The following is an 18805-nucleotide window of genomic DNA, read 5'->3' as shown; positions in this document are numbered from 1 at the left end:
ACGGCGAATGGACTGCGGCGTCAGCCGCTGGCAGGCGTTCGGTGGTCACCGATTCACAGTGGACCTCGCGAGCCGGCGGAACCAGTGGCCCGAAAGCCATACTGTGCAAGAATCAAGCCATGATGGTCCTCGATGCTCCGGCACCTCCCTGGACGGGCCCGGCGCCGACCCTGCCGAGCGGTCGACCGCAGCACCGGGTCGCAGTACTGGCCCTCGAGGGCGCCGTCGCCTTCGAGATCGGTCTCCCCCACCGGTTCCTGACCACCGCACCCTCGCTGCCCGGCTGGCCGGGAGCGGTCGAAGGACTGTCCGGCTACGACACCGTCGTGTGCACCGTCGGCGACCGGCCGGTGCTGACCTCGGCCGGCTACGCCATCTCGCCGACGGCGTCCAGCGCAGCGGTCGCGGCCGCGGACACCGTCATCATCCCGGGGTTCACCCACTCGAACACTGCCCGCACCACCGGGCAGCTCGAGCCCGAGGTGCGGGCGCTGCTGGCCACCGCGCGTCCTGACGTCCGGTGGATGTCGATCTGCACCGGCGCTTTCGCGCTGGCAGCGGCCGGTCTGCTGGACGGGCGCCGGGCCACCACACACTGGGCGCACGCCGACGACCTGATCCGACTGTTCCCCGCTGTGGACGTCGACCCCTCCGTGCTCTTCGTCGACGACGTGTTCGACGGAGACGTGTTCGACGGAGACGGAGCCACCGGGAGGCTGCCGCGGGTGGTCACTGCCGCCGGCAACGCCGCGGGCATCGACGCTCTGCTCCACCTGGTGCGCTCGGACCACGGCAGCGCGATGGCGAACAAGGTGGCCAGGAGCGCCGTGGTCGCGCCGTGGCGGGACGGTGGTCAGGCGCAGTTCATCGAACGAGTGCTGCCGACCGGACGCGCCGAAGCGACGCTCGAACCCACCCGCCGGTGGGCGCTGGGCCGACTGGAGACGGGGGTCGACCTACCGGCGCTGGCCGAACACGCGGGTGTTTCCGTGCGCACCCTCACCCGCCGCTTCCGTGAGGAGACCGGCGAGACGGCAGGACGCTGGCTGACCAGGGCCCGGACCGATCTGGCGCGGAACCTGCTGGAGGGCAGCGATCTCCCGGTCGAGCGGGTGGCCGCACGAGCCGGGTTCGGCACCACCGCCGCCCTCCGGTTGAACCTGGGTGCCGAGACCGGGCTGTCCCCGATCGCGTACCGCCGACGGTTCCGGGTGGGCGCCGGCCGCTGACGCGCAGCTCAGTGGCATCGGTACCACCAGCAACTGTGCCGTACCGGCGCCCGAATGCTGGGACTCCTCTTGTGCTCGGGCCTCGACAGGTGAAAACTTCCGGTGAACCAGCCGCTGGAGGAACAATGTTTCGACACCAGACCACTGCGCGCCGCGCTCTGCCCGCAGCCGCTCTCGCACTCGCGTTCACATTCTCAGGAGGCCTGCTCGTGAGCACCCCGGGACACTCCGCATCCGCGGCCGAGCCGCGAGCTGCGGCGAGCCTCGCCGGCGCTGCCGCAGCTCCCGCCGGCGGACCGCAGATCACCACCCAGCACTGGCGCGGCCTGCTGTCCTATGCCAGGGGCAGCTGGAGCGGCGTGGTGCCGAACCTGCACGGCTCCTTGCAGTTGCGACCCTTCGGACCGCTTCCCACCCGGGAGTACACCGACCCGTTCGGGGCCGGTGCGGCCAAGAAGTACAGCTACGGCAGCTGGACGTCACCGATCGTCCGCACCGGGTACCCGATCGACGAGGCCGTCGCATCGTGGAACGCCACCACACCCACCGGCACCTTCGTGGAGACGACCTTCCGCGGCAAGCTCGCCGACGGCAGTTGGACGAAGTGGTACGTGCTGGGTCGATGGGCGAGCGGCGACGATTTCGCTGCCGGAGACATCCACCGCACCTCCCTCGACGGTCAGGGCGACGACGACGCCACCGTCTACACCGACACGTTCTCCGCCAGGACCGGCAAGGAGCCGGTGGCCTACCAGAGCAGGGTGACCCTGCTGAAACCGCTGGGCAGCAAGACATCTCCGACCCTGGACGGTCTGTCCACGATGACCAGCGAGCTGTTGTCCAAGACGGCACCGCCGACGAGCACCTTCACCCTCGGCCGCTCGGTCGAGCTGGACGTCCCGCCGTACGCGCAGAACATCCACCGGGGCGAGTACCCGGAGTTCGGTGGCGGCGGTGAGGTCTGGTGCTCCCCCACGTCGTCGTCCATGGTGCTGGGCTACTGGGCGAAGAAAAACCCGAAGTACGGCGTCCCCGCGTCCGAGCTCGTCGGTATCGACGCACCGAACGGCGACCCGGTGGTGCCGTACGCGGCGATCAACACCTGGGACTACACCTACGAGGGCAGCGGCAACTGGCCGTTCAACACCGCCTACACCCACCGGTTCGGGATGAACTCCTTCGTCACCAGGCTTCGCTCGCTCGCCGAGGCGGAGAAGTTCATCGCCGCCGGCATCCCGGTGATCACGTCGCAGTCGTGGAAGCTCGCGGACATGCCCGAGGCGGGCTACGCCAGCAACGGTCACCTGATGGTTCTGATCGGCTTCACCGCCGCCGGCGACCCGATCATGAACGACCCGGCCGCCAACTCCGACGCGGACGTGCGCAGCGTCTACACCCGGCACAACTTCGAGAAGATCTGGCAGCAGTCGACCGGCGGGGTCGTGTACGTCAACGTGCCGCCGGGAACGAAGCTGCCCGCGAACTCACCCGGTCTGACGCGCAACTGGTGAGCGACGGGGCTCGGTGATCGAGCGACGAAGGAGTCGAGATCCCGCTCGACTGAGCCCGCCCGACTGACCCCGGCCGGCTGGGGCGCGTATTCGAAACCGGCTGTGCCGCTAGAGCTTCACCATCGGCACGCCGCCGATCAGCATGAGCCGGATGGTGCCGGCGCCGCCGAAGTCGATGGTCGCGGTGGCTCGGACCCCGATCCCCTCGACCGTCTTCACTGTGCCGAGCCCGTACTTGTCGTGGGACACCCGGTCGCCGACCCGCAGTTCGAGCGCGGGCTTGGAACCGCGCAGTCCGGCGCCGCGGGAGGGCACCCGATCGCCGAAACCCCTGCTGTCGCCGGCGAACCGACTCGCGGTGACCGGTGACGAACGGCGCGAACCGTCGCCCCAGCCGCCACCGAAACCGCCGTCGGCGAACGGGTCGTCCCGGTCGATGAACCGCTTGGTGGTGACGATCCGGCGCCAGTCCAGGAGCTCCTCGGGGATGGCGTCCAGGAACCGCGACGGCGGGTTGGAGGACGGGTTCCCCCATGCCGACCTGGTGACCGCCCGGCTGAGGTAGAGCCGGAGACGGGCCCGGGTGATGCCGACGTAGGCGAGCCGTCGTTCCTCGCTGAGCTCACGGTCGTCACCGAGTGCGCGCAGGTGCGGGAACATGCCGTCCTCCATGCCGGTGAGGAACACCACCGGGAACTCCAGCCCCTTCGCGGTGTGCAGCGTCATCAGGGTGACGACCCCGTCCTCCGAATCGGGCACCGAATCCGCGTCGGCCACCAAAGAGAGCTGCTCCATCACTCCGGACAGCATCGCGGGACCGTCGAGCGCCGTGATCAGATCCTCGTTCGCAGCGATCAGTGCACCGACCTCCTCCTCGGTCGCGCCCTCTTCGGCAGCCGCCGCTTCTGCGGCGCTCTGGCGGGCGGCGAGCAGGTTCTCCACCTGCTCGCGCAGCACCGTCACCAACTGTTCGACGTTCTCCAGCCGGGAACCGTCCTGCGGGTCGTCGCTGGCCTCCAGCTCGGCACGGTAGCCGGTGCGGTCGAGCACCGCAGCCGCCAGATCAGCGGGGTCGCCGCCCTCGCCGACCACTGCGGTGAGACCGGCCATCAATTCGTTGAACCCGGTGATGGCCGACCGGGAACGTGTTGCCAGGGAGGGAATCTCGTCCACCCGACGGAGCGCGTCGGCGAACGGGATGCGCTCCTGCTCGGCGAACACCGACACCTGGGCCTCGGCGCGATCACCGATCCCCCGCTTGGGGGTGTTGAGCACCCGACGCAGCGACACCTCGTCGTCCGGGTTCGACACGGCACGCAGGTACGCCAGGATGTCCTTCACCTCCTTGCGCTCGTAGAAGCGCAACCCGCCGACGATGCGATACGGCAGACCCGTGCGGACGAAGATGTCCTCCACCGCTCGTGAGGCGGCGTTGGTGCGATAGAACACCGCGACGTCGCCGTACCGGCAGGCTCCGGCGTCGACCAGCTTGTCGATCTCCTGGGCGATGAAGCGGGCCTCGTCGTGCTCGTTGTCGCCGACATAACCGACGATCTTCTCCCCGTCGCCCTCCGCGGTCCACAGGCTCTTCGCCCTGCGGTCGGCGTTCTGCGAGATCACCGCGTTGGCGGCGGACAGGATGTTCTGCGTGGAGCGGTAGTTCTGCTCCAGCAGAATCGTTGCGGCGTCGGGAAAGTCACGCTCGAACTCGACGATGTTGCGGATCGTCGCGCCGCGGAAGGCGTAGATCGACTGGTCGGCATCGCCGACCACCACCAGCTCGGCGATCGGAACGCTGCCGGGTGTCGGGACGACCTCACCGCGGTCGACCGCGGATGCATCCGGCGGGACCGTGGGGACCCCGACCAGTTCGCGGATCAGCGTGTACTGGGCGTGGTTCGTGTCCTGGTACTCGTCGACCAGCACGTGCCGGAACCGGCGGTGGTAGTGCTCGGCCACGGCCGGAAAGGCCTGCAGCAGTGAGACCGTCTCCATGATCAGGTCGTCGAAGTCGAAGGCGGTGGCGGCTCGCAGCCGGGACTGATAGCCGGCGTAGACCTCCGCCGTGACCTTCTCGATGTCGCTCTCGGCCCGCTCGGCAGCGGTCGCCGGATCGATCAGTTCGTTCTTCAGATTCGAGATGGCCGCCGCCAACGAGCGGGCGGTGGTCTTCTTCGTGTCCAGGTCGAGATCATTGGCCACGAGCTGCACCAGCCGCAGCGAGTCGGCGGAGTCGTAGATGGTGAAGCTCGACTTGATCCCGAGGTGCGTCGATTCCGAGCGCAGGATCCGCACGCACATCGAGTGGAAGGTGGACACCCACATCGCCCTGGCCCGCCCGCCGATGAGGTCGGCGACCCGCTCGCGCATCTCTGCGGCGGCCTTGTTGGTGAAGGTGATCGCCAGGATCTCGCCCGGCTGGGCTCCCCCGGCTGCCAGCAGGTAGGCGATCCGGCGGGTGAGCACCCTGGTCTTGCCCGAGCCGGCACCGGCCACCACGAGCAGCGGTGCGCCACGGTGCTCGACGGCGGCGCGCTGCTGACCGTTGAGACCCGCCAACAGGGCCTCACCCTCCGCTGTCCGATGGCCGGCTGGATCGGCTGGGTCGGCAGCGCTACGCCGGGTGCCGCGCACGGAACGACCCGTGGCCGGTGCGGCAGGGGTGGACGGGGGAATCTCGAACAGACCAGTCATGAGGACTCCACGCTAGCGTCCAGGACCGACGGTCGCGGACGCGAGGGACGGCTGACGGCACCGAATCGGCACCGTTTCTGCACCGGGTCGGGATCGTGGCGGGACGGTGCCCCGCGAAGTCGGCATGATGGCGCCATGAACCTGCTGGACGCCCACCGGCTGCTCGCCCAGCTCGGCGTCCCGGACCTCGATGCATGGCTGCGGGACGGCTGGCAGCGCATGGAGACCGGTCCGCACTGGGCCCTGGAGCAGGATCTGGTCAAGCTGCCTCCGCAGCGGACGGAGTTCCCCGACGAGGACACTCTGGCCCGCTATCTGGTGCACCAACGACTGTGGGTCACGGGGCCGCAGGTCCCGACCGCGCCGGCGCCTGCGCGGCCGTGGTCGGTGGTGCGCGAGGACCCCGACGACGGGCCGCTCGGAGGGCCGGGCCTGCGGTGGAGTAGTTGGCTCGTCACCGGATCCACCTGCGCCGCAGCGGATCCGGAGGTTCTGCTGGTCCGGGATGTGTCGTCGTGGTGGGACCACCTCCTGGCCGGTGCTGCGGTGATCAGGACCATCGCCCTGGCGACCGGCGAGCAGCTCGAGGCACGCGTCGACAACGACCGCTTCGCGCTGGGCAGGGGTCCGACTCCCGAGCTCGGCAGGCGACCGCTGCCACCGACCCCGCTGCCCCGGTGGGCACGCGGGGTGGTGCCGGACGCACGGAGCGCCAACCCGCACCAGGACCTGTCGGTGGTCGTCCGGCCGGTGCGCCCGCCGACCGGCGACAGTGAGGCCCGGTTCATCGTGGTGCTTCAGCAGAACATCCGGCGACCGACGGACGGTGTCCTGTTGCAGATCTGGAGCGCCGGCGCTCGCTGACCGGGCACGGCCCCACCCGCGGTGATCGAGCGACTCCGGAGTCGAGATCCTCCGCGGTACCGGGGACACGGCCCCACCCGAGGTGATCGAGCGACGCAGGAGTCGAGATCCTCCGCTGTAGCGGGGACGAGGCCCCCGTGTGGTCTACTGGTGTCGTGTCCAGCAACTGCCGCCGATTTTTCTATGGGTACCGCATCCCGGTGCCCGTAGTCGGTGTGTCAGCGGTCTGAACCGCACCCCACTACGAAGCCCCGGAGATCACGAGATCCCGGGGCTTCTCGCTTCTCCGGGCTCGGGATGCCAGATGAGAAGGAGACCCGCGAGAATGAGGACCACCATGGACACCGTGCCCGAACAGCCGATCGACCTGCCGACGATCGCCGTGCCGATCGACCAGGACGGGATCGACGTCCTGCGCATCGAGATCGACCAGATCGATGCCGAGTTGCTGACCCTGGTCAAGCGCCGCACCGCCATCTCGCACGCCATCGGCGACGCGCGCGCGTCCATCGGCGGTCCCCGTGTCGTCTACTCGCGGGAGATGGCCATCCTGGATCGCTTCCGCGACCTCGGACAGGCCGGCACCGACCTGGGCATGCTGTTGCTCTCCCTGGGCCGCGGAAAACTTGGTCGCTCTCGCTGAGACTGGTTGCGCCGCAAGACTTCTGGTTCGGGCGGTCGGGTCAGACCAGTCGTCGGTCGGTGGCCCACCTGCTGAGCTCGTACCGGTTGGACTTCTGCGTCTTGCGGAGCACCGACGACACGTGCGTCTCCACGGTCTTGATCGAGATGAACAGCTGGGCCGCGATCTCCTTGTAGGCGTACCCGCGCGCCAGCAGCTTCAGCACCTCCCGTTCGCGCGGCGACAGCAGATCCAGTTCCGGATCGCTCACCGGGGTGGCACCGGGACGTTGCGAGAAAGCATCGAGCACGAACCCGGCCAGCCGGGGTGAGAACACGGCGTCGTCCGCGGCGACCCGCACGATCGCGTCGGCCAGTTCCGGAGCCGAGATCGTCTTGGTGACGTAGCCGCGCGCACCACCGCGGATGACGTTGATGACGTCCTCAGCCGCGTCGGACACCGACAGCGCCAGGAACATCACCCGCGGCTCGGTTCCGGAGATCCGGTCGAGCACGGCGCGGCCGCCGCCGTCGGGCATGTGCACGTCGAGCAGCACGACGTCCGGTCGTTCACGATCGATGCGGACCACAGCCTCGTCGACGGATCCGGCCTCGCCGACGATCTCGATCCGGTCGTCGTTCAAGGCCGCGAGCTCGGCCTTCACCCCGCTGCGGAACAGTGCGTGGTCGTCGACCAGGAACACCCGCACCGGTCTGCGCCGCGCCGTGTCACCCACTGCGTGACCCACTGCATCGCCCACTGCATCGCCCACTGTGTCTCCCGCTGCGTCCGGGACGCTGCCCGCGGACTCGGATACTGCGTCCTGGTCGGTTCCCGGTGATGTCAAGTCAGTTCCCCTCACGTTGTATCGATCCCGCTCATCGTTCGCTCCCGGACTTGCGCAGATCCACCCGCGGCGCCTCGATCGACACCCGCAGCTCGACCTCCGCTCCGGCACCGGGGGACGACCGGATCGTCGCTGTTCCTCCGTTGCGCTCCATCCTGCCCCGGATCGACTCGGCCAGCCCGTGTCGGTCGTCGCCGATCTCCTGCGGGTCGAAGCCACGACCACGGTCCCGGACGAAGACGGTGGCCGTGCCGTCCTCCACTTCGGCGAACACGCTGATCTCCTGCTCACCGGAGTGCTTGGCGGCATTCACCATCGCCTCCCTGGCCGCGGCCACCAACGCCGTCAGCGCAGGTGTCAGCACGGCTTCGCCGACGATCACCGGAGCCACCTTGATCGCATAGGTGTCCTCGACATCGCCGGCAGCGGTGGTGATGGCGGAGGACAGGAGCTGCTCCACGCCGTCCTCGGCATCCCCCGCCATCCCTGCGGCAGCCGCGCCGGCGGCGTAGCCCGCCGGTCCGTACAACCACGTGCGCAGTTCTCGTTCCTGTCCGCGGGCCAGCCGGGCGACCTCGCGGGGGTCTGCGGCCTGACGCTGGATGAGGGCGAGGGTCTGCAGCACGGAATCGTGCAGGTGCGCAGCGATCTCGGCGCGTTCGGCTTCGGCGGCCCGCTCCGAGCGTTCGTCACCGAGCGCCCGGATCAACCGCAGCCACCAGGGCACGGTGATGACCCCGACCCCGACCAACGTCAGCAGCACAGCGATCAGCGCCGAGCGGATCGCGGAGAACTCGAACTGGCCGAGGGCGAAGAACGTCAGACCGCCGACGACGAGCACGACCCCGCCGGCCAACCGCCACCAGGTTCCCGATCGGGGGGTGACGATGCCGGCCGCCGACCGACGCCACCGCGCGCGCCGGGAGTCATCGGCCTCCTTCCAGATGAAGGCGGCGCCGATGGCCACGACGCCCATCGGGCCGAGGATCCAGCCGAGGGTCGAGGCGATTCCCAGAGCCCCGCCGACGATCACCAGGGCGACGCCGATCGCCGCCACCCCGATGGCTTGGCGTCGATCCCGGGCGCTGCCCCTGGTGACACCCTCGGCGTTGGGGCTGAGTGGGACGAAGATCCACAACAAGGCGTAGAACACGACACCGGCGCCACCCAGCAGGCCCAGCACCGCGAAGGCGATGCGGACCCACAGCGCCGGGATGCGCAGGTGCGTCGACAGTCCACCGGCGACGCCCCCGAGCACACCCGACCGACTCCGGAACAACCGTTCGATGCCGTCGGGGGTGTGGGAGGTGTCGCGTCGCCCCGCTGGTCGCGGGATCGCGGGGATCCGCTGCGGTGCCGACGGGTCCAGGTCCCAGCCCTGCCGGCCGGGCGGGTCGACGAACTGCCGATCAGCCGGTTCCGGGGCAGGGGGCGTCGCACTCACTCGTCCACTCTCACACGCAGGGGCCCGCCATGGGATCGGGGACGTCCCTGGTTCGGCGAACCAGGGTCATCCCCGATACCGGTGGGCGGGCCGGTGCGGGAAGGTCAGAAGCATGGACCCCAGCATGGACACCAGCTTCGACACCGCAGCGCCGGACGGCAGCTCCGACCACCTCGGGTTCGGCGCGCCTCACCGTCGCTTCCGTCGCTCCTCCCGCGACCGGAAGATGGCCGGCGTCGCCGGCGGCATCGGCCGCGCGCTGGGGGTGGATCCGGTGCTCATCCGCATCGCCTTCGCGGTACTCACCATCTTCGGTGGAGCCGGGATCGCGTTGTATGCGCTGGGCTGGTCGCTGATGCCGGCCGAGAGTGACGAGGTGTCCGGGGTGGAGAGCCTGCTCGGACGCGGTCGTTCCTCGATGTCGCCCGTCCTGGCCGTGATCCTCGGGGTCGTCGTGATCGCCTCAGTGACCTCGAGTTTCACCTGGGGACGGTCCCTGGTCCCGTACGCGGCGATCGCCGTCCTGGTGGTGCTGGTCATCGGTCGCAAGCGGAGCCACTTGCAGCAGTGGGCCGCCGACAGACACGGTGTCGACTGGTCGGACCGGTCCTCGCGCAAGGCTTTCGGGGACCGGACAGCCCAGGACGCCCAGGCCTGGAGCGACGACATCGGCCGGCGCGCCGAAGCATGGGGCACCGACTTCGGGCGCCGAGCGCAGGCGTGGGGTGAGGACTTCGGGCACCGCGCCCAGCAGTGGGGCGAGCACGTCTCCGGCCGAACCGGCCACGGAGGCTGCACGAAGGGCAGTCGCGGCGCGGTCCGGCACGATGCCCAGCCCGGTGACCACGCGGCTCCCCACGGGGACGCAGTGCGGCCGTTCGACACACCACCGTCGTGGGAGACGACCGGTGCGGGACCTGGTGGGCAGCCCATCGATCTGCACAAGACCGATCTGCACACGACTGATCTGCACACGACTGATCTGCACACGACGATGAGGCCGGAACCGGCGTCCCCCGGCGGGAGTTCCGCTCGCTCCGACCTTCCGTTCGGTGCCGCATCCCAGTCGCCGCCCCGCTGGGATCCGTTGGGAGCAGCTCCCTTTGCCTGGGATCTGCCCGAACCGGGCCCGACTCCACCGTCGCCGGAAACTCTGCGGCAGCGGCGACGCACCGCGGTCGTGTCCGCGGTGGCGGGCACGATCGCACTAGCAGTGGCGGCCGTCGGCGGGGTCGGTGTCTGGCTGGGCTGGTGGCACGTCCCGCTCGCGGTGGTGAGCGGTGCCGCGCTGGCCGTCGTCGCACTGTTCGTCCTCGGTTCGGCACTGCGTGGACGCCGCTCGCCGCTCATCGGGTTCGGGGTGATGCTCGCGCTGGCCACCGGGTTCCTCACGCTCACCGGGGCGACGGGGACCGCGGGGGTCGGCGACACCACCTGGGCGCCGACAACCACAGCGCTGGCATCCCAGTCATCACACGAGTACCGCCTCGATGCCGGGCACGGCATCCTCGACCTGAGTTCGGTCACGGTGCAGCCGGGCACCACCGTTGTCGTATCCGCCTCCGTCGGCGCCGGCAACCTGGACGTGATGCTGCCCGCGGGCGTCGCGGCGCAGGTCGCCTGCACCGCCAACCTGGGCTCGGCGAAGTGCCTGGACCAGAAGGACGACGGGATCGGCGTCCGCGCCGACATCGCAGCCGCGGGTGACGCACAGCACGGAACGATCGTCCTGACCGCGCACGTCGGCACCGGCGAGGTCGCCGTCACCCGTGGCTGACGCCCGGCGAGGGAGGGCGTGTCGGGTCGGAGCCGGCGGGCCCCTCCAACCCCGGTGAGGTCTCGCCCAGCCGGACGCCGAAGTGACGCGCATCCTCCGCGGTGTCGACGTCCAGCCAGTCACCGAGAAACACCTCGGCGAGGGACAGCGCTGCTGCGAGGTCCATCAGTCGGAGCGGAGAGCTGTTGCCGGTCAACAGGTCTCGGACCGCTTCCGTGCGGTAGAGCGCTGCCAACGGCTGTCGTCGGCCGGTTCCGTCGAGACCGATCACCCCATCCGGTGCCCGCTCGGCCTCGAGCAGGATGCGCACCGAGTCCCTGACCGTCGGCTGGTCCGCGGCGAGGGCGAACAGCCATTCGGTCGCCGATGACGCGGCCGGAGACGGGGCCGACGACACGGCCGGTGGCGGGGCCGACGACAGGGCCGCTACCCCCGCGGCCAACGCCGCGACCGGACCGCCGAACGGCGGGTCCTCGCGGACGAGCAGCACCCCGGCCGGCACCCGCAGCTCGGGCGGCCCGACGACCACGATCTGGCTCCCGGTGGGTACTGCGGCGATCGCCAGGTCGAGCAACGTCGTGCCGCCGATCGTGGCCAGCGGCTTGGCGATCCCACCGAGCCTGCCGGCTCGCCCACCCGCCAGGATCACCGCGGCCGGCCGGCCGGCCGGGTGATCATCGAGAGGGCGCGCCATGGCGTCAGTATCGTCCGTTGTGGGATCGTCGTCTTCCATGAGCGGCATCGGCAGCGGGAACACCAGCAGATGGTGAGGCGAGCGCCCAGACGTCCGGTGCTGCGGCTGCGGCTGGATGGCGACGAGGTCAGGTCGGAGACGCGCGCCGACACCATCGCCGGCGAGGAACCGTTGGAGATCAGGGTCAACGGCAGCGCCTTCTCGGTCACGATGCGAACGCCGGGTGACGATTTCGACCTGGCCGTCGGCTTCCTGGTGGGTGAGGGCATCGTCTCCGGAGCCGCCGACATCACCCAGATCAGCTACGGGCCTGGGGTCGACGCCTCCGGCCGGGCGAGCTACAACATCGTCGACGTGCAACTCGCGTCCGGCGTGAGTCCCCCGGCGCCCGAGGATGCCCGCCGGGTCTACACCTCCAGTTCCTGTGGGATCTGCGGCACGTCGTCGATCGAGGGAGTACAGAAGGCCTCCCGCCACCCGGTCATGGACGATCCGGCCCGCATCGGTCTCGCTGCGCTGTTGGCCCTGCCCGATCGGCTGCGAGCCCAGCAGGACCTGTTCCGCCGCACCGGGGGTGTGCATGCGGCGGCCCTGTTCGACGTCTCCGATCCGACCGCCGAGCCCGCACTCGTCGTCCTGCGGGAGGACGTCGGCCGCCACAACGCTGTCGACAAGGTGATCGGTCACTGCCAGCGGCAGGGCTCACTTCCGCTGCAGCACAGCGTGTTACAGGTGTCCGGCCGGGCTTCCTTCGAGTTGGTCCAGAAGGCCTCGATGGCTGGTATCCCCGTCTTGGCAGCCGTCAGCGCCCCTTCCGACCTGGCCGTGGCACTGGCCGCCGAGACCGGACTGACGCTGGCCGGTTTCTCCCGCGGCGACTCGGTGAACGTCTACTCCGCAACGCAGCGCATCATCACCGCGCGGTGACATCCACGAGCGGTGACATCGACGAGCGGTGACATCGACGAGCGGTGACATCGACGAGCGGTGACATCCCGGGGCGGCGAAATCCACGGGCGGTGACATCCCGACGCGGTGACACGCAGAAGGGGTGACATCCTGCATGAGTGAACTCACCCGCACCGCCTGCCCTGGTACCGGAACTGCTCGTCTCCGACCTGACGGCCAGTCTTGAGTTCTGGTGCGGGCTCTGCGGTTTCGTCGTCGACTACCGACGCAACGAAGATCGCTTCGCCTACCTTTCGTCCGGAAGTGCACACGTGATGCTGGAGCAGCAGGGAATCGGTCGCAACTTCGTCACCGGACCGCTGGAGCCACCGCTGGGCCGCGGCATCAACTTCCAGATCGCCGTGCCGGAGCTGGCGCCCTTGCTGGCTGCACTCGATCGGGCGGGTCATTCCCTGTTCATGGCACAGGAGACCCGGTGGTACCGCGTCGGCGACGAGGAGGCCGGGGTCGAGCAGTTCCTGGTGAACGATCCCGACGGCTACCTGCTCCGATTCCAGGCCTCGCTCGGCCGACGTACGGCGGGCTGATCGAGCCGGTGCAGCTCCGCATGGTCAACCCCTGGTTGTCCACACCGCGCACGATCACTCCGAGTTGTCCACAACCACTTCCCCGTCCCTGGCGTCCGTCGTACCTGCGCTCCATCATCGATCCATGACCGGCCCGCCTCCCTCGTTCCTCGAACGACTCGCAGTGATTCGAGCTGCGCTGCCATCGTTGGACGGGTTCGGAGCGCAGGCGGACGAGGTGTCCCCTGACGACCTGGGGCCGATCATCGGCGAGCTCGCCGAGTTCCAGGCGCAGGCCGTGGCACAGATGGCGCTCCTGATCGCCGCCGCCGAATCGGCCGGGGTGGTAGAACGCTCGCAGTGCGCCAACACCCGCGCCTGGGTCGCCCAGAACGCCTGGCACGCCCGATCGCAGGCCGGCACCCTGGCCAGAGCAGCAGCAGTGCTGCGCCGGGAGGATCTCGAACCGGTAGCCCGAGCAGTCCTCGACCTCGATGTGACACCCGCGGTGGCTGCGACGATCGCCGACACCTACGACAAGACAAAGGGCACGCTGGAAGACGGTTGCGAGGCAAAGGTGTTGGAGTGGTTCATCCACACCGGTGCCGAACACGGCACCGGAACTGTGCGGAGCCTGCGCGAGCACGTCATCGCGACGTTCGGCAAACACGGTTCGCTGCAGGAGGAGCAGGACCGCTGCACACGTCAGATCGACCTCTCACCAGGTCGGGAGACCAGGGACGGGGTGTACCAGTACGAGCTCACCCTGGACGCCGAGAGCCGGGCGCTGATGGAAGCGGCGATCGGGCCCGGATCAGCGCCCGCCACCGAACCTGACGGCCGGCCCGACCCCAGATCCGTAGGACGACGACGGGGCGACGCGCTGGTGGGGACGCTGCGCCGATCGGTCAGCCTCGCCGCGTCCGCGAAGTCCGGCGGGCCGCCGACCACCGTCGTGGTCACCATGGAACTCGACAAGCTGGTCGGTCGGATCGGGGCGGGTACGGTTCTGGGCACCCGCGCGCAGGACACGTTGCTCGCGCCCGACACCGTCCGACGGATGGCCTGCGATGCGGACATCATCCCCGCCGTCCTCGGATCCGACTCCGAGATCGTCGACCTGGGACGGAGAGTCCGACTGTTCAACGCCGCCCAGAACAGAGCCCTGTGGCTGCGAGACAGGCACTGCACTTTCGACGGCTGCACGGCACCCGCCGCGTGGTGTCGCACTCACCATCTGATCCACTGGCTCGACGGCGGCCTCACCGATCTCGCCAACGCGGCGCTGCTCTGCAGTAGACACCACTCCATCGTCCACCGCGATCAGCTCGCCGCCCGCCCGATTGCCGGTCGGATCGTGTGGGATCGCACGCCCGGCTCCTACCATCGACTGCTCACCGAAGTCAGGCGGACCTGAAGCAGCACAGCATGTATCACTGCCCGATCCCACCCAGGCGCACTGCGATGTGGCACAGCTCCGCCGTCGTCGGCCCGGCGAGCAGGTTCATGCTCACTCCCACTCGATGGTGCCCGGCGGCTTGGAGGTGATGTCCAGGACAACCCGGTTGACCTCGGCCACCTCGCCGGTGATGCGATGCGAGATCCTGGCCAGCAGCTCGTACGGGAGCCGGCTCCAGTCAGCGGTCATCGCGTCCTCGCTGGACACCGGTCGCAACACGATGGGGTGGCCGTACGTGCGTCCGTCACCTTGCACGCCCACCGATCTGACGTCCGCGAGCAGCACGACCGGGCACTGCCAGATCTCTCCGTCTACGCCCGCGGCAGTCATCTCCTCACGGACGATCGCGTCGGCGGCGCGCAGCGTCTCCAGACGCTCGTGGTCCACCGCTCCGATGATGCGGATTCCCAGGCCGGGCCCGGGGAACGGATGTCGCGCGACCATCGCCTCGGGCAGTCCCAATTCCCGGCCGAGAGCTCGGACCTCGTCCTTGAACAGCGCACGCAGCGGCTCGACCAGCGAGAACTGGAGGTCGTCGGGAAGGCCACCGACGTTGTGGTGCGACTTGATCGTCGCGGCCCCGGTGCCGCCACCGGATTCCACGACATCCGGATAGAGGGTGCCCTGCACCAGGAACTTGATGCCACCCTCGGCGGCCGCGATCTCCGCGGCCGAGCGCTCGAACACCCGGATGAACTCACGGCCGATGATCTTCCGCTTGGTCTCCGGATCGGTGACGCCCGCCAGTTCCCGCAGAAACACCTCGGAGGCATCGACCGTCACCAATCGAATGCCGGTGGCTGCGACGTAGTCGCGTTCCACCTGCTCGCGCTCCCCTGCGCGCAGCAGGCCGTGGTCGACGAACACACACGTCAACTGATCTCCGACAGCTTCGTGCACCAATGCGGCAGCGACCGCCGAGTCCACCCCGCCGGACAGCGCGCACAGCACTTTCGCATCACCGACTGCCTCACGAACAGCGGCAACGAGCTCGGAGCGGATCTCCCCCGGCGTCCAGTCGGCCGACAGGCCGGCGACGTCGAACAGGAAGCGCCGCAACACATTCTGGCCGAACTCGGAGTGCACCACCTCGGGGTGGTACTGCACTCCGGCAAGTCGGCGCTCCAGGTTCTCGTACGCCGCGATCGGAGTGTCCTGGGTGGATGCGACCACCGAGAAACCCTGCGGTGCTTCGGCAACGGCGTCACCGTGGCTCATCCAGACCTGCGCGGTGTCCGGCAGGTCCTGCAGCAGTACCCCGCCGTGGTCGGCGACCCGCAGGGTGGTCGATCCGTACTCGCGTCGACCGGTGCGATCCACCCGACCGCCCAGAGCCGTCGACATCGCCTGGAATCCGTAACAGATGCCGAACACCGGGACCCCGGCGTCGAACAGTGCCGGGTCGACCTGCGGCGCACCCTCCGCGTACACCGACGAGGGACCACCCGACAGCACCACCGCAGCGGGATTCTTCGACAGCATCTCGGCGATCGGCATGCTGGACGGCACGATCTCTGAGTACACCCCGGCCTCCCGCACCCGACGGGCGATCAGCTGCGCGTACTGGGCACCGAAGTCGACAACCAACACCGGCGGGTGCTCCACCTCGATGACGTTCTCTGTGGGTGGGCGGCCTGCTGGATCCGGGGCGGGATCCCGGGCGAGGAGCTCATCGGTACCGGGCTGCTCGACGGTGGGGTGCTCGGCGGCCTGCTCGTCCAGGCTGCCCAGGGTCGGACCGGGTGCATCGGTGGCAGACATCGATCCCTCTCGGGTCGGGTGACGCCCACCGGGTCGCGCCGAGACGGTCGTCCGTTCGGCACCGACACCGGCGCGCGGCACGGTCGGCACCGACCGGTCCCTCCCTGGGTTTTTCTCCCGGAGGTGCCCGTCGACCGCCTGTGCGGACCACGGGTGTGGCGCTCGGACCTGCCGCTCCTGCGGAGCGCGGAACCCTAGCCACCGTCATCGGTCAGTTCGTCTCGAGTCTACGTCCGGCGTCGTTCAGATCCAGCCTCACCCGGCCGCGTCGCAAGCGGCGCTCACGACCGTGTCGGGTGGACAGCTGTCCCTGTCCCCTGTATCAATGACTTGACACATTGATCGTATGCGGCAGCGACACGGTATGCGGCAGCGACACTGCGGGGCATTGCTCCTGCGGGGAAACTCGGTTCCGTCACAGACCAGGAGGCATCGGATGGCATGGATTCTCGGATCATTCGCCCTTCTCGTCACGGGATGGTGGATCACCGTCACCGTGCTGGCTGCGCGCCGCGCACTGCGTACCCCGCAGGCCGAGCTGCCTGCCTACCTCGCCCATGCCGAGGGGATCGGGACTGTGGCGCGCGTGGTCGGCGTGGTCCTCACGCTGGTGGTCCTACTCGCCAGCCCTGCCGACAGTCCGACCCGCAGCACATCGTCGTCGGTGGCCGCCTTGATCGCCGCGCCGATCGTCATCGCAGTCCTCGTTCTCGGCGATCGTCGGTGGCCGGCGCCCACCGGTACCGTCCGGACCGCTTCCCTGGCGACACGCCGTGTGCGCGACGCTGTCCCGGCCGCTGAGCTCGTGGTCACCATCACTGCGACGATGATCCTGTGGGTGACCCCGACACTGAGCGGCAGCACTGCAGGACCGAACACATCGGTCAGCACGCGCATCACGACCGACGCACTCAGCCTGGTGGCGATCGGCCTAGCAGTCGTCACCATCCGGCGGGTGACCACTCGTGCAGCGCTGCTCGGCATCGACCGCGACACCGACCTGGCATTTCGGCGGATGACCGATGGCCGGGTACTCCGAACGTTGGCCGCGGCTTTGCTCGTCTCGACCGCGGGGTCCGTCGCATCTCTGATCAACACCAGCCCGAGCGCGCCGGGGATCAGCGGCACCTGTCTGTTGGTAGCGGTAGTGCTGTCTCTCCTCGGCCTACAGGGCAAGGTCCCCCGCGCCACCGAGCACGCCACCAGTGCGGCGGCGGAGCCGATCTCATGACGGCAGCGGTGACGGTCGACCTGCGCAGTGCCGTCCCGGTGTACGAGCAGATCCGCTCCCGGATCGCCGGGGCCATCGGATCCGGAGTGCTCGCACCCACAGATCGGCTGCCCAGTGTCCGCGCCCTCGCCGCCGATCTGGGCGTCGCGGTCAACACGGTCGCCCGGGCGTACACCGAACTGGAGGCCGCCGGCCTGGTGCACACCCGACGCCGGACGGGCACCGTGGTCGCCGAGCTCACCTCACCACGCGTGCCGGCCGAGATCCAGGACGCCGCCCGCAGGTACGTCGGGATCAGTCGAGCTGCGGGCCTGGACGAGGACGTGGTACTGGAGATCGTGCGTTCTGCGTTCCGACAGTTCGCACCCGAGCCCATTGCATGACGATCCTCATCGATCCACCCCGCTGGCCAGCTCACGGACGCTTGTGGTCGCACCTGGTCAGCGACGAGAACCTGGCCGAACTACACGCGTTCGCCCGCGCTGCCGGCATCCCGGAGCGCGGCTTCGATGCCGATCACTACGACGTCCCCGATGAGCGCTACACCTCGCTGATCGCAGCCGGCGCGGTGCCGGTCGAATCACGAGAGTTGTTGGCACGACTCATCTCTGCCGGACTCCGTCGTCGTAGACAGCACCGACGACCCGGCTGAGCACTGACGACGACGGTTACCGGACAGCGTGGTCGGCTTCGATCTCTGTCCGCGACCGGACGATGCAGAACTCATTGCCCTCGGGGTCCGCGAACACCACCCACCCGCGCCCATCGGGGGTCCTGCGATCATCGACGACCGTGGCACCGAGCGCGCGGACCCGCTCCGCCTCGCTGTCCCGATTGCCGTCTGCCGCCACCAGGCAGAGGTGGATCCGGTTCTTGACCGTCTTGGTCTCCGGGACCTGTTGGAACAGCACGAGAGTGCCGTCCGCCGCTGCCAGCGCACACTCCGGATCACCCGGCTCGTCCGCACCTTCCTCCAGATCGAAGTCGTGCAGGACCTGGTCCCACCACTTCATCTGGGAGTAGGAATCGAGGGCGTCGAAGCTGATGTTGGCAATCTGTGCAGTCATCCCAGGATCGTTGCAGTCCCGGCCTCCGATCGACAGCGGATCGGACGCGGTTCCGACGACGACGTCCCGAACCGGCCTGAGCCCATGAGCAGAGCACGGCGATCACGCGCGATCACTGATGCCGAGGACG

The 18805-nt window shown here is 69.1% G+C and carries 17 protein-coding genes; 11 read left to right on the top strand and 6 right to left on the bottom strand.

The features are described from left to right. The first annotated feature begins 119 nt into the window (after positions 1–119). Together ABLG96_RS06840 and ABLG96_RS06835 are read left to right on the top strand one after the other, a co-directional pair. Entirely contained in the window at positions 120–1229 is a 1110-nt protein-coding gene (locus ABLG96_RS06840; protein ID WP_353650624.1) for a helix-turn-helix domain-containing protein, read from the top strand. A 209-nt stretch (positions 1230–1438) separates the two neighbouring features. Further along, entirely contained in the window at positions 1439–2740 is a 1302-nt protein-coding gene (locus ABLG96_RS06835) for a peptidase C39 family protein (RefSeq protein ID WP_353650623.1), read from the top strand. 108 nt (positions 2741–2848) lie between these two features. Here ABLG96_RS06835 and ABLG96_RS06830 read toward each other — a convergent pair whose 3' ends face one another. After that, a complete protein-coding gene (locus tag ABLG96_RS06830; protein ID WP_353650622.1) occupies positions 2849–5434 on the bottom strand; it encodes a UvrD-helicase domain-containing protein in 2586 nt (861 codons plus the stop codon). 135 nt (positions 5435–5569) lie between these two features. On the opposite strand from ABLG96_RS06830, the gene ABLG96_RS06825 reads away from it, so the two are divergent. Both ABLG96_RS06825 and ABLG96_RS06820 read left to right on the top strand, forming a co-directional pair. Beyond that, positions 5570–6298 (top strand): hypothetical protein, encoded by a 729-nt coding sequence (locus tag ABLG96_RS06825; protein ID WP_353650621.1) that lies wholly within the window; start codon positions 5570–5572, stop codon positions 6296–6298. A gap of 325 nt (positions 6299–6623) precedes the next feature. After that, the gene (locus ABLG96_RS06820; protein ID WP_353650620.1) at positions 6624–6941 is read left to right on the top strand and encodes a chorismate mutase; all 318 of its coding nucleotides are present in this window, start codon (positions 6624–6626) and stop codon (positions 6939–6941) included. 40 nt (positions 6942–6981) lie between these two features. On the opposite strand, the gene ABLG96_RS06815 is transcribed toward ABLG96_RS06820, so the two are convergent. Together ABLG96_RS06815 and ABLG96_RS06810 are read right to left on the bottom strand one after the other, a co-directional pair. After that, positions 6982–7656, bottom strand: coding sequence for a response regulator transcription factor (locus ABLG96_RS06815; protein WP_353651411.1), 675 nt, complete (start codon positions 7654–7656; stop codon positions 6982–6984). Between the two features lie 142 nt (positions 7657–7798). Further along, entirely contained in the window at positions 7799–9211 is a 1413-nt protein-coding gene (locus ABLG96_RS06810; protein WP_353650619.1) for a PspC domain-containing protein, read from the bottom strand. Between the two features lie 112 nt (positions 9212–9323). On the opposite strand from ABLG96_RS06810, the gene ABLG96_RS06805 reads away from it, so the two are divergent. Continuing rightward, positions 9324–10988: a PspC domain-containing protein gene (locus tag ABLG96_RS06805; RefSeq protein WP_353650618.1), complete on the top strand. Its 1665-nt coding sequence runs from the start codon at positions 9324–9326 to the stop codon at positions 10986–10988. On the opposite strand, the gene ABLG96_RS06800 is transcribed toward ABLG96_RS06805, so the two are convergent. Next, the gene (locus ABLG96_RS06800) at positions 10975–11682 is read right to left on the bottom strand and encodes an NTP transferase domain-containing protein (protein WP_353650617.1); all 708 of its coding nucleotides are present in this window, start codon (positions 11680–11682) and stop codon (positions 10975–10977) included. The two genes, ABLG96_RS06805 and ABLG96_RS06800, sit on opposite strands and share 14 nt — an antisense overlap. 69 nt (positions 11683–11751) lie before the next feature. On the opposite strand from ABLG96_RS06800, the gene fdhD reads away from it, so the two are divergent. The 3 genes from fdhD (at position 11752) to ABLG96_RS06785 (ending at position 14574) form a co-directional block, all read left to right on the top strand. Next, complete coding sequence (gene fdhD / locus ABLG96_RS06795) at positions 11752–12609, top strand: formate dehydrogenase accessory sulfurtransferase FdhD (RefSeq protein ID WP_353650616.1); 858 nt, start codon at positions 11752–11754, stop codon at positions 12607–12609. A gap of 140 nt (positions 12610–12749) precedes the next feature. Continuing rightward, on the top strand, positions 12750–13178 hold the full coding sequence (locus ABLG96_RS06790) for a VOC family protein (RefSeq protein WP_353650615.1): 429 nt from the start codon (positions 12750–12752) through the stop codon (positions 13176–13178). A gap of 124 nt (positions 13179–13302) precedes the next feature. After that, positions 13303–14574 carry a DUF222 domain-containing protein gene (locus tag ABLG96_RS06785; RefSeq protein ID WP_353650614.1) on the top strand — a complete coding sequence of 424 codons (1272 nt, stop codon included), beginning with the start codon at positions 13303–13305 and terminating at the stop codon, positions 14572–14574. A gap of 93 nt (positions 14575–14667) precedes the next feature. On the opposite strand, the gene guaA is transcribed toward ABLG96_RS06785, so the two are convergent. Then, positions 14668–16377 (bottom strand): glutamine-hydrolyzing GMP synthase, encoded by a 1710-nt coding sequence (guaA, locus tag ABLG96_RS06780; protein WP_353650613.1) that lies wholly within the window; start codon positions 16375–16377, stop codon positions 14668–14670. 436 nt (positions 16378–16813) lie between these two features. On the opposite strand from guaA, the gene ABLG96_RS06775 reads away from it, so the two are divergent. Genes ABLG96_RS06775 through ABLG96_RS06765 form a run of 3 tightly spaced genes read left to right on the top strand, consistent with a single transcriptional unit; the run spans position 16814 to position 18260 of the window. Further along, complete coding sequence (locus tag ABLG96_RS06775) at positions 16814–17608, top strand: hypothetical protein (RefSeq protein WP_353650612.1); 795 nt, start codon at positions 16814–16816, stop codon at positions 17606–17608. After that, positions 17605–17991, top strand: a complete 387-nt coding sequence (locus tag ABLG96_RS06770; RefSeq protein WP_353650611.1) for a GntR family transcriptional regulator — start codon at positions 17605–17607, stop codon at positions 17989–17991. The genes ABLG96_RS06775 and ABLG96_RS06770 overlap by 4 nt, the downstream gene beginning before the upstream one ends. Beyond that, positions 17988–18260 (top strand): DUF4031 domain-containing protein, encoded by a 273-nt coding sequence (locus ABLG96_RS06765; protein WP_353650610.1) that lies wholly within the window; start codon positions 17988–17990, stop codon positions 18258–18260. Before ABLG96_RS06770 ends, ABLG96_RS06765 begins: the two co-directional genes overlap by 4 nt. A gap of 16 nt (positions 18261–18276) precedes the next feature. Here the strand turns inward: ABLG96_RS06765 and ABLG96_RS06760 are convergent, their stop codons facing one another. Beyond that, positions 18277–18675, bottom strand: coding sequence for a VOC family protein (locus ABLG96_RS06760; RefSeq protein WP_353650609.1), 399 nt, complete (start codon positions 18673–18675; stop codon positions 18277–18279). Positions 18676–18805: the final 130 nt, after the last annotated feature.

Origin of the sequence: Nakamurella sp. A5-74 (genome assembly GCF_040438885.1) — a bacterium.
Lineage (GTDB): Bacteria > Actinomycetota > Actinomycetes > Mycobacteriales > Nakamurellaceae > Nakamurella.
Note: the sequence above shows the minus strand (reverse complement) of the source record. Positions and strands in the feature narration are given on the sequence as shown.

Excerpts from the sequence above, each read along its gene's own strand:
- ABLG96_RS06805 (WP_353650618.1), top strand. The coding sequence starts at position 9,324 with ATGGACCCCAGCATGGACACCAGCTTCGACACCGCAGCGCCGGACGGC.
- ABLG96_RS06765 (WP_353650610.1), top strand. The coding sequence starts at position 17,988 with ATGACGATCCTCATCGATCCACCCCGCTGGCCAGCTCACGGACGCTTG.
- guaA (WP_353650613.1), bottom strand. The coding sequence starts at position 16,377 with ATGTCTGCCACCGATGCACCCGGTCCGACCCTGGGCAGCCTGGACGAG.
- ABLG96_RS06820 (WP_353650620.1), top strand. The coding sequence starts at position 6,624 with ATGAGGACCACCATGGACACCGTGCCCGAACAGCCGATCGACCTGCCG.
- ABLG96_RS06825 (WP_353650621.1), top strand. The coding sequence starts at position 5,570 with ATGAACCTGCTGGACGCCCACCGGCTGCTCGCCCAGCTCGGCGTCCCG.
- ABLG96_RS06760 (WP_353650609.1), bottom strand. The coding sequence starts at position 18,675 with ATGACTGCACAGATTGCCAACATCAGCTTCGACGCCCTCGATTCCTAC.
- ABLG96_RS06830 (WP_353650622.1), bottom strand. The coding sequence starts at position 5,434 with ATGACTGGTCTGTTCGAGATTCCCCCGTCCACCCCTGCCGCACCGGCC.
- ABLG96_RS06840 (WP_353650624.1), top strand. The coding sequence starts at position 120 with ATGATGGTCCTCGATGCTCCGGCACCTCCCTGGACGGGCCCGGCGCCG.
- fdhD (WP_353650616.1), top strand. The coding sequence starts at position 11,752 with ATGGTGAGGCGAGCGCCCAGACGTCCGGTGCTGCGGCTGCGGCTGGAT.
- ABLG96_RS06800 (WP_353650617.1), bottom strand. The coding sequence starts at position 11,682 with ATGGCGCGCCCTCTCGATGATCACCCGGCCGGCCGGCCGGCCGCGGTG.
- ABLG96_RS06785 (WP_353650614.1), top strand. The coding sequence starts at position 13,303 with ATGACCGGCCCGCCTCCCTCGTTCCTCGAACGACTCGCAGTGATTCGA.
- ABLG96_RS06775 (WP_353650612.1), top strand. The coding sequence starts at position 16,814 with ATGGCATGGATTCTCGGATCATTCGCCCTTCTCGTCACGGGATGGTGG.
- ABLG96_RS06770 (WP_353650611.1), top strand. The coding sequence starts at position 17,605 with ATGACGGCAGCGGTGACGGTCGACCTGCGCAGTGCCGTCCCGGTGTAC.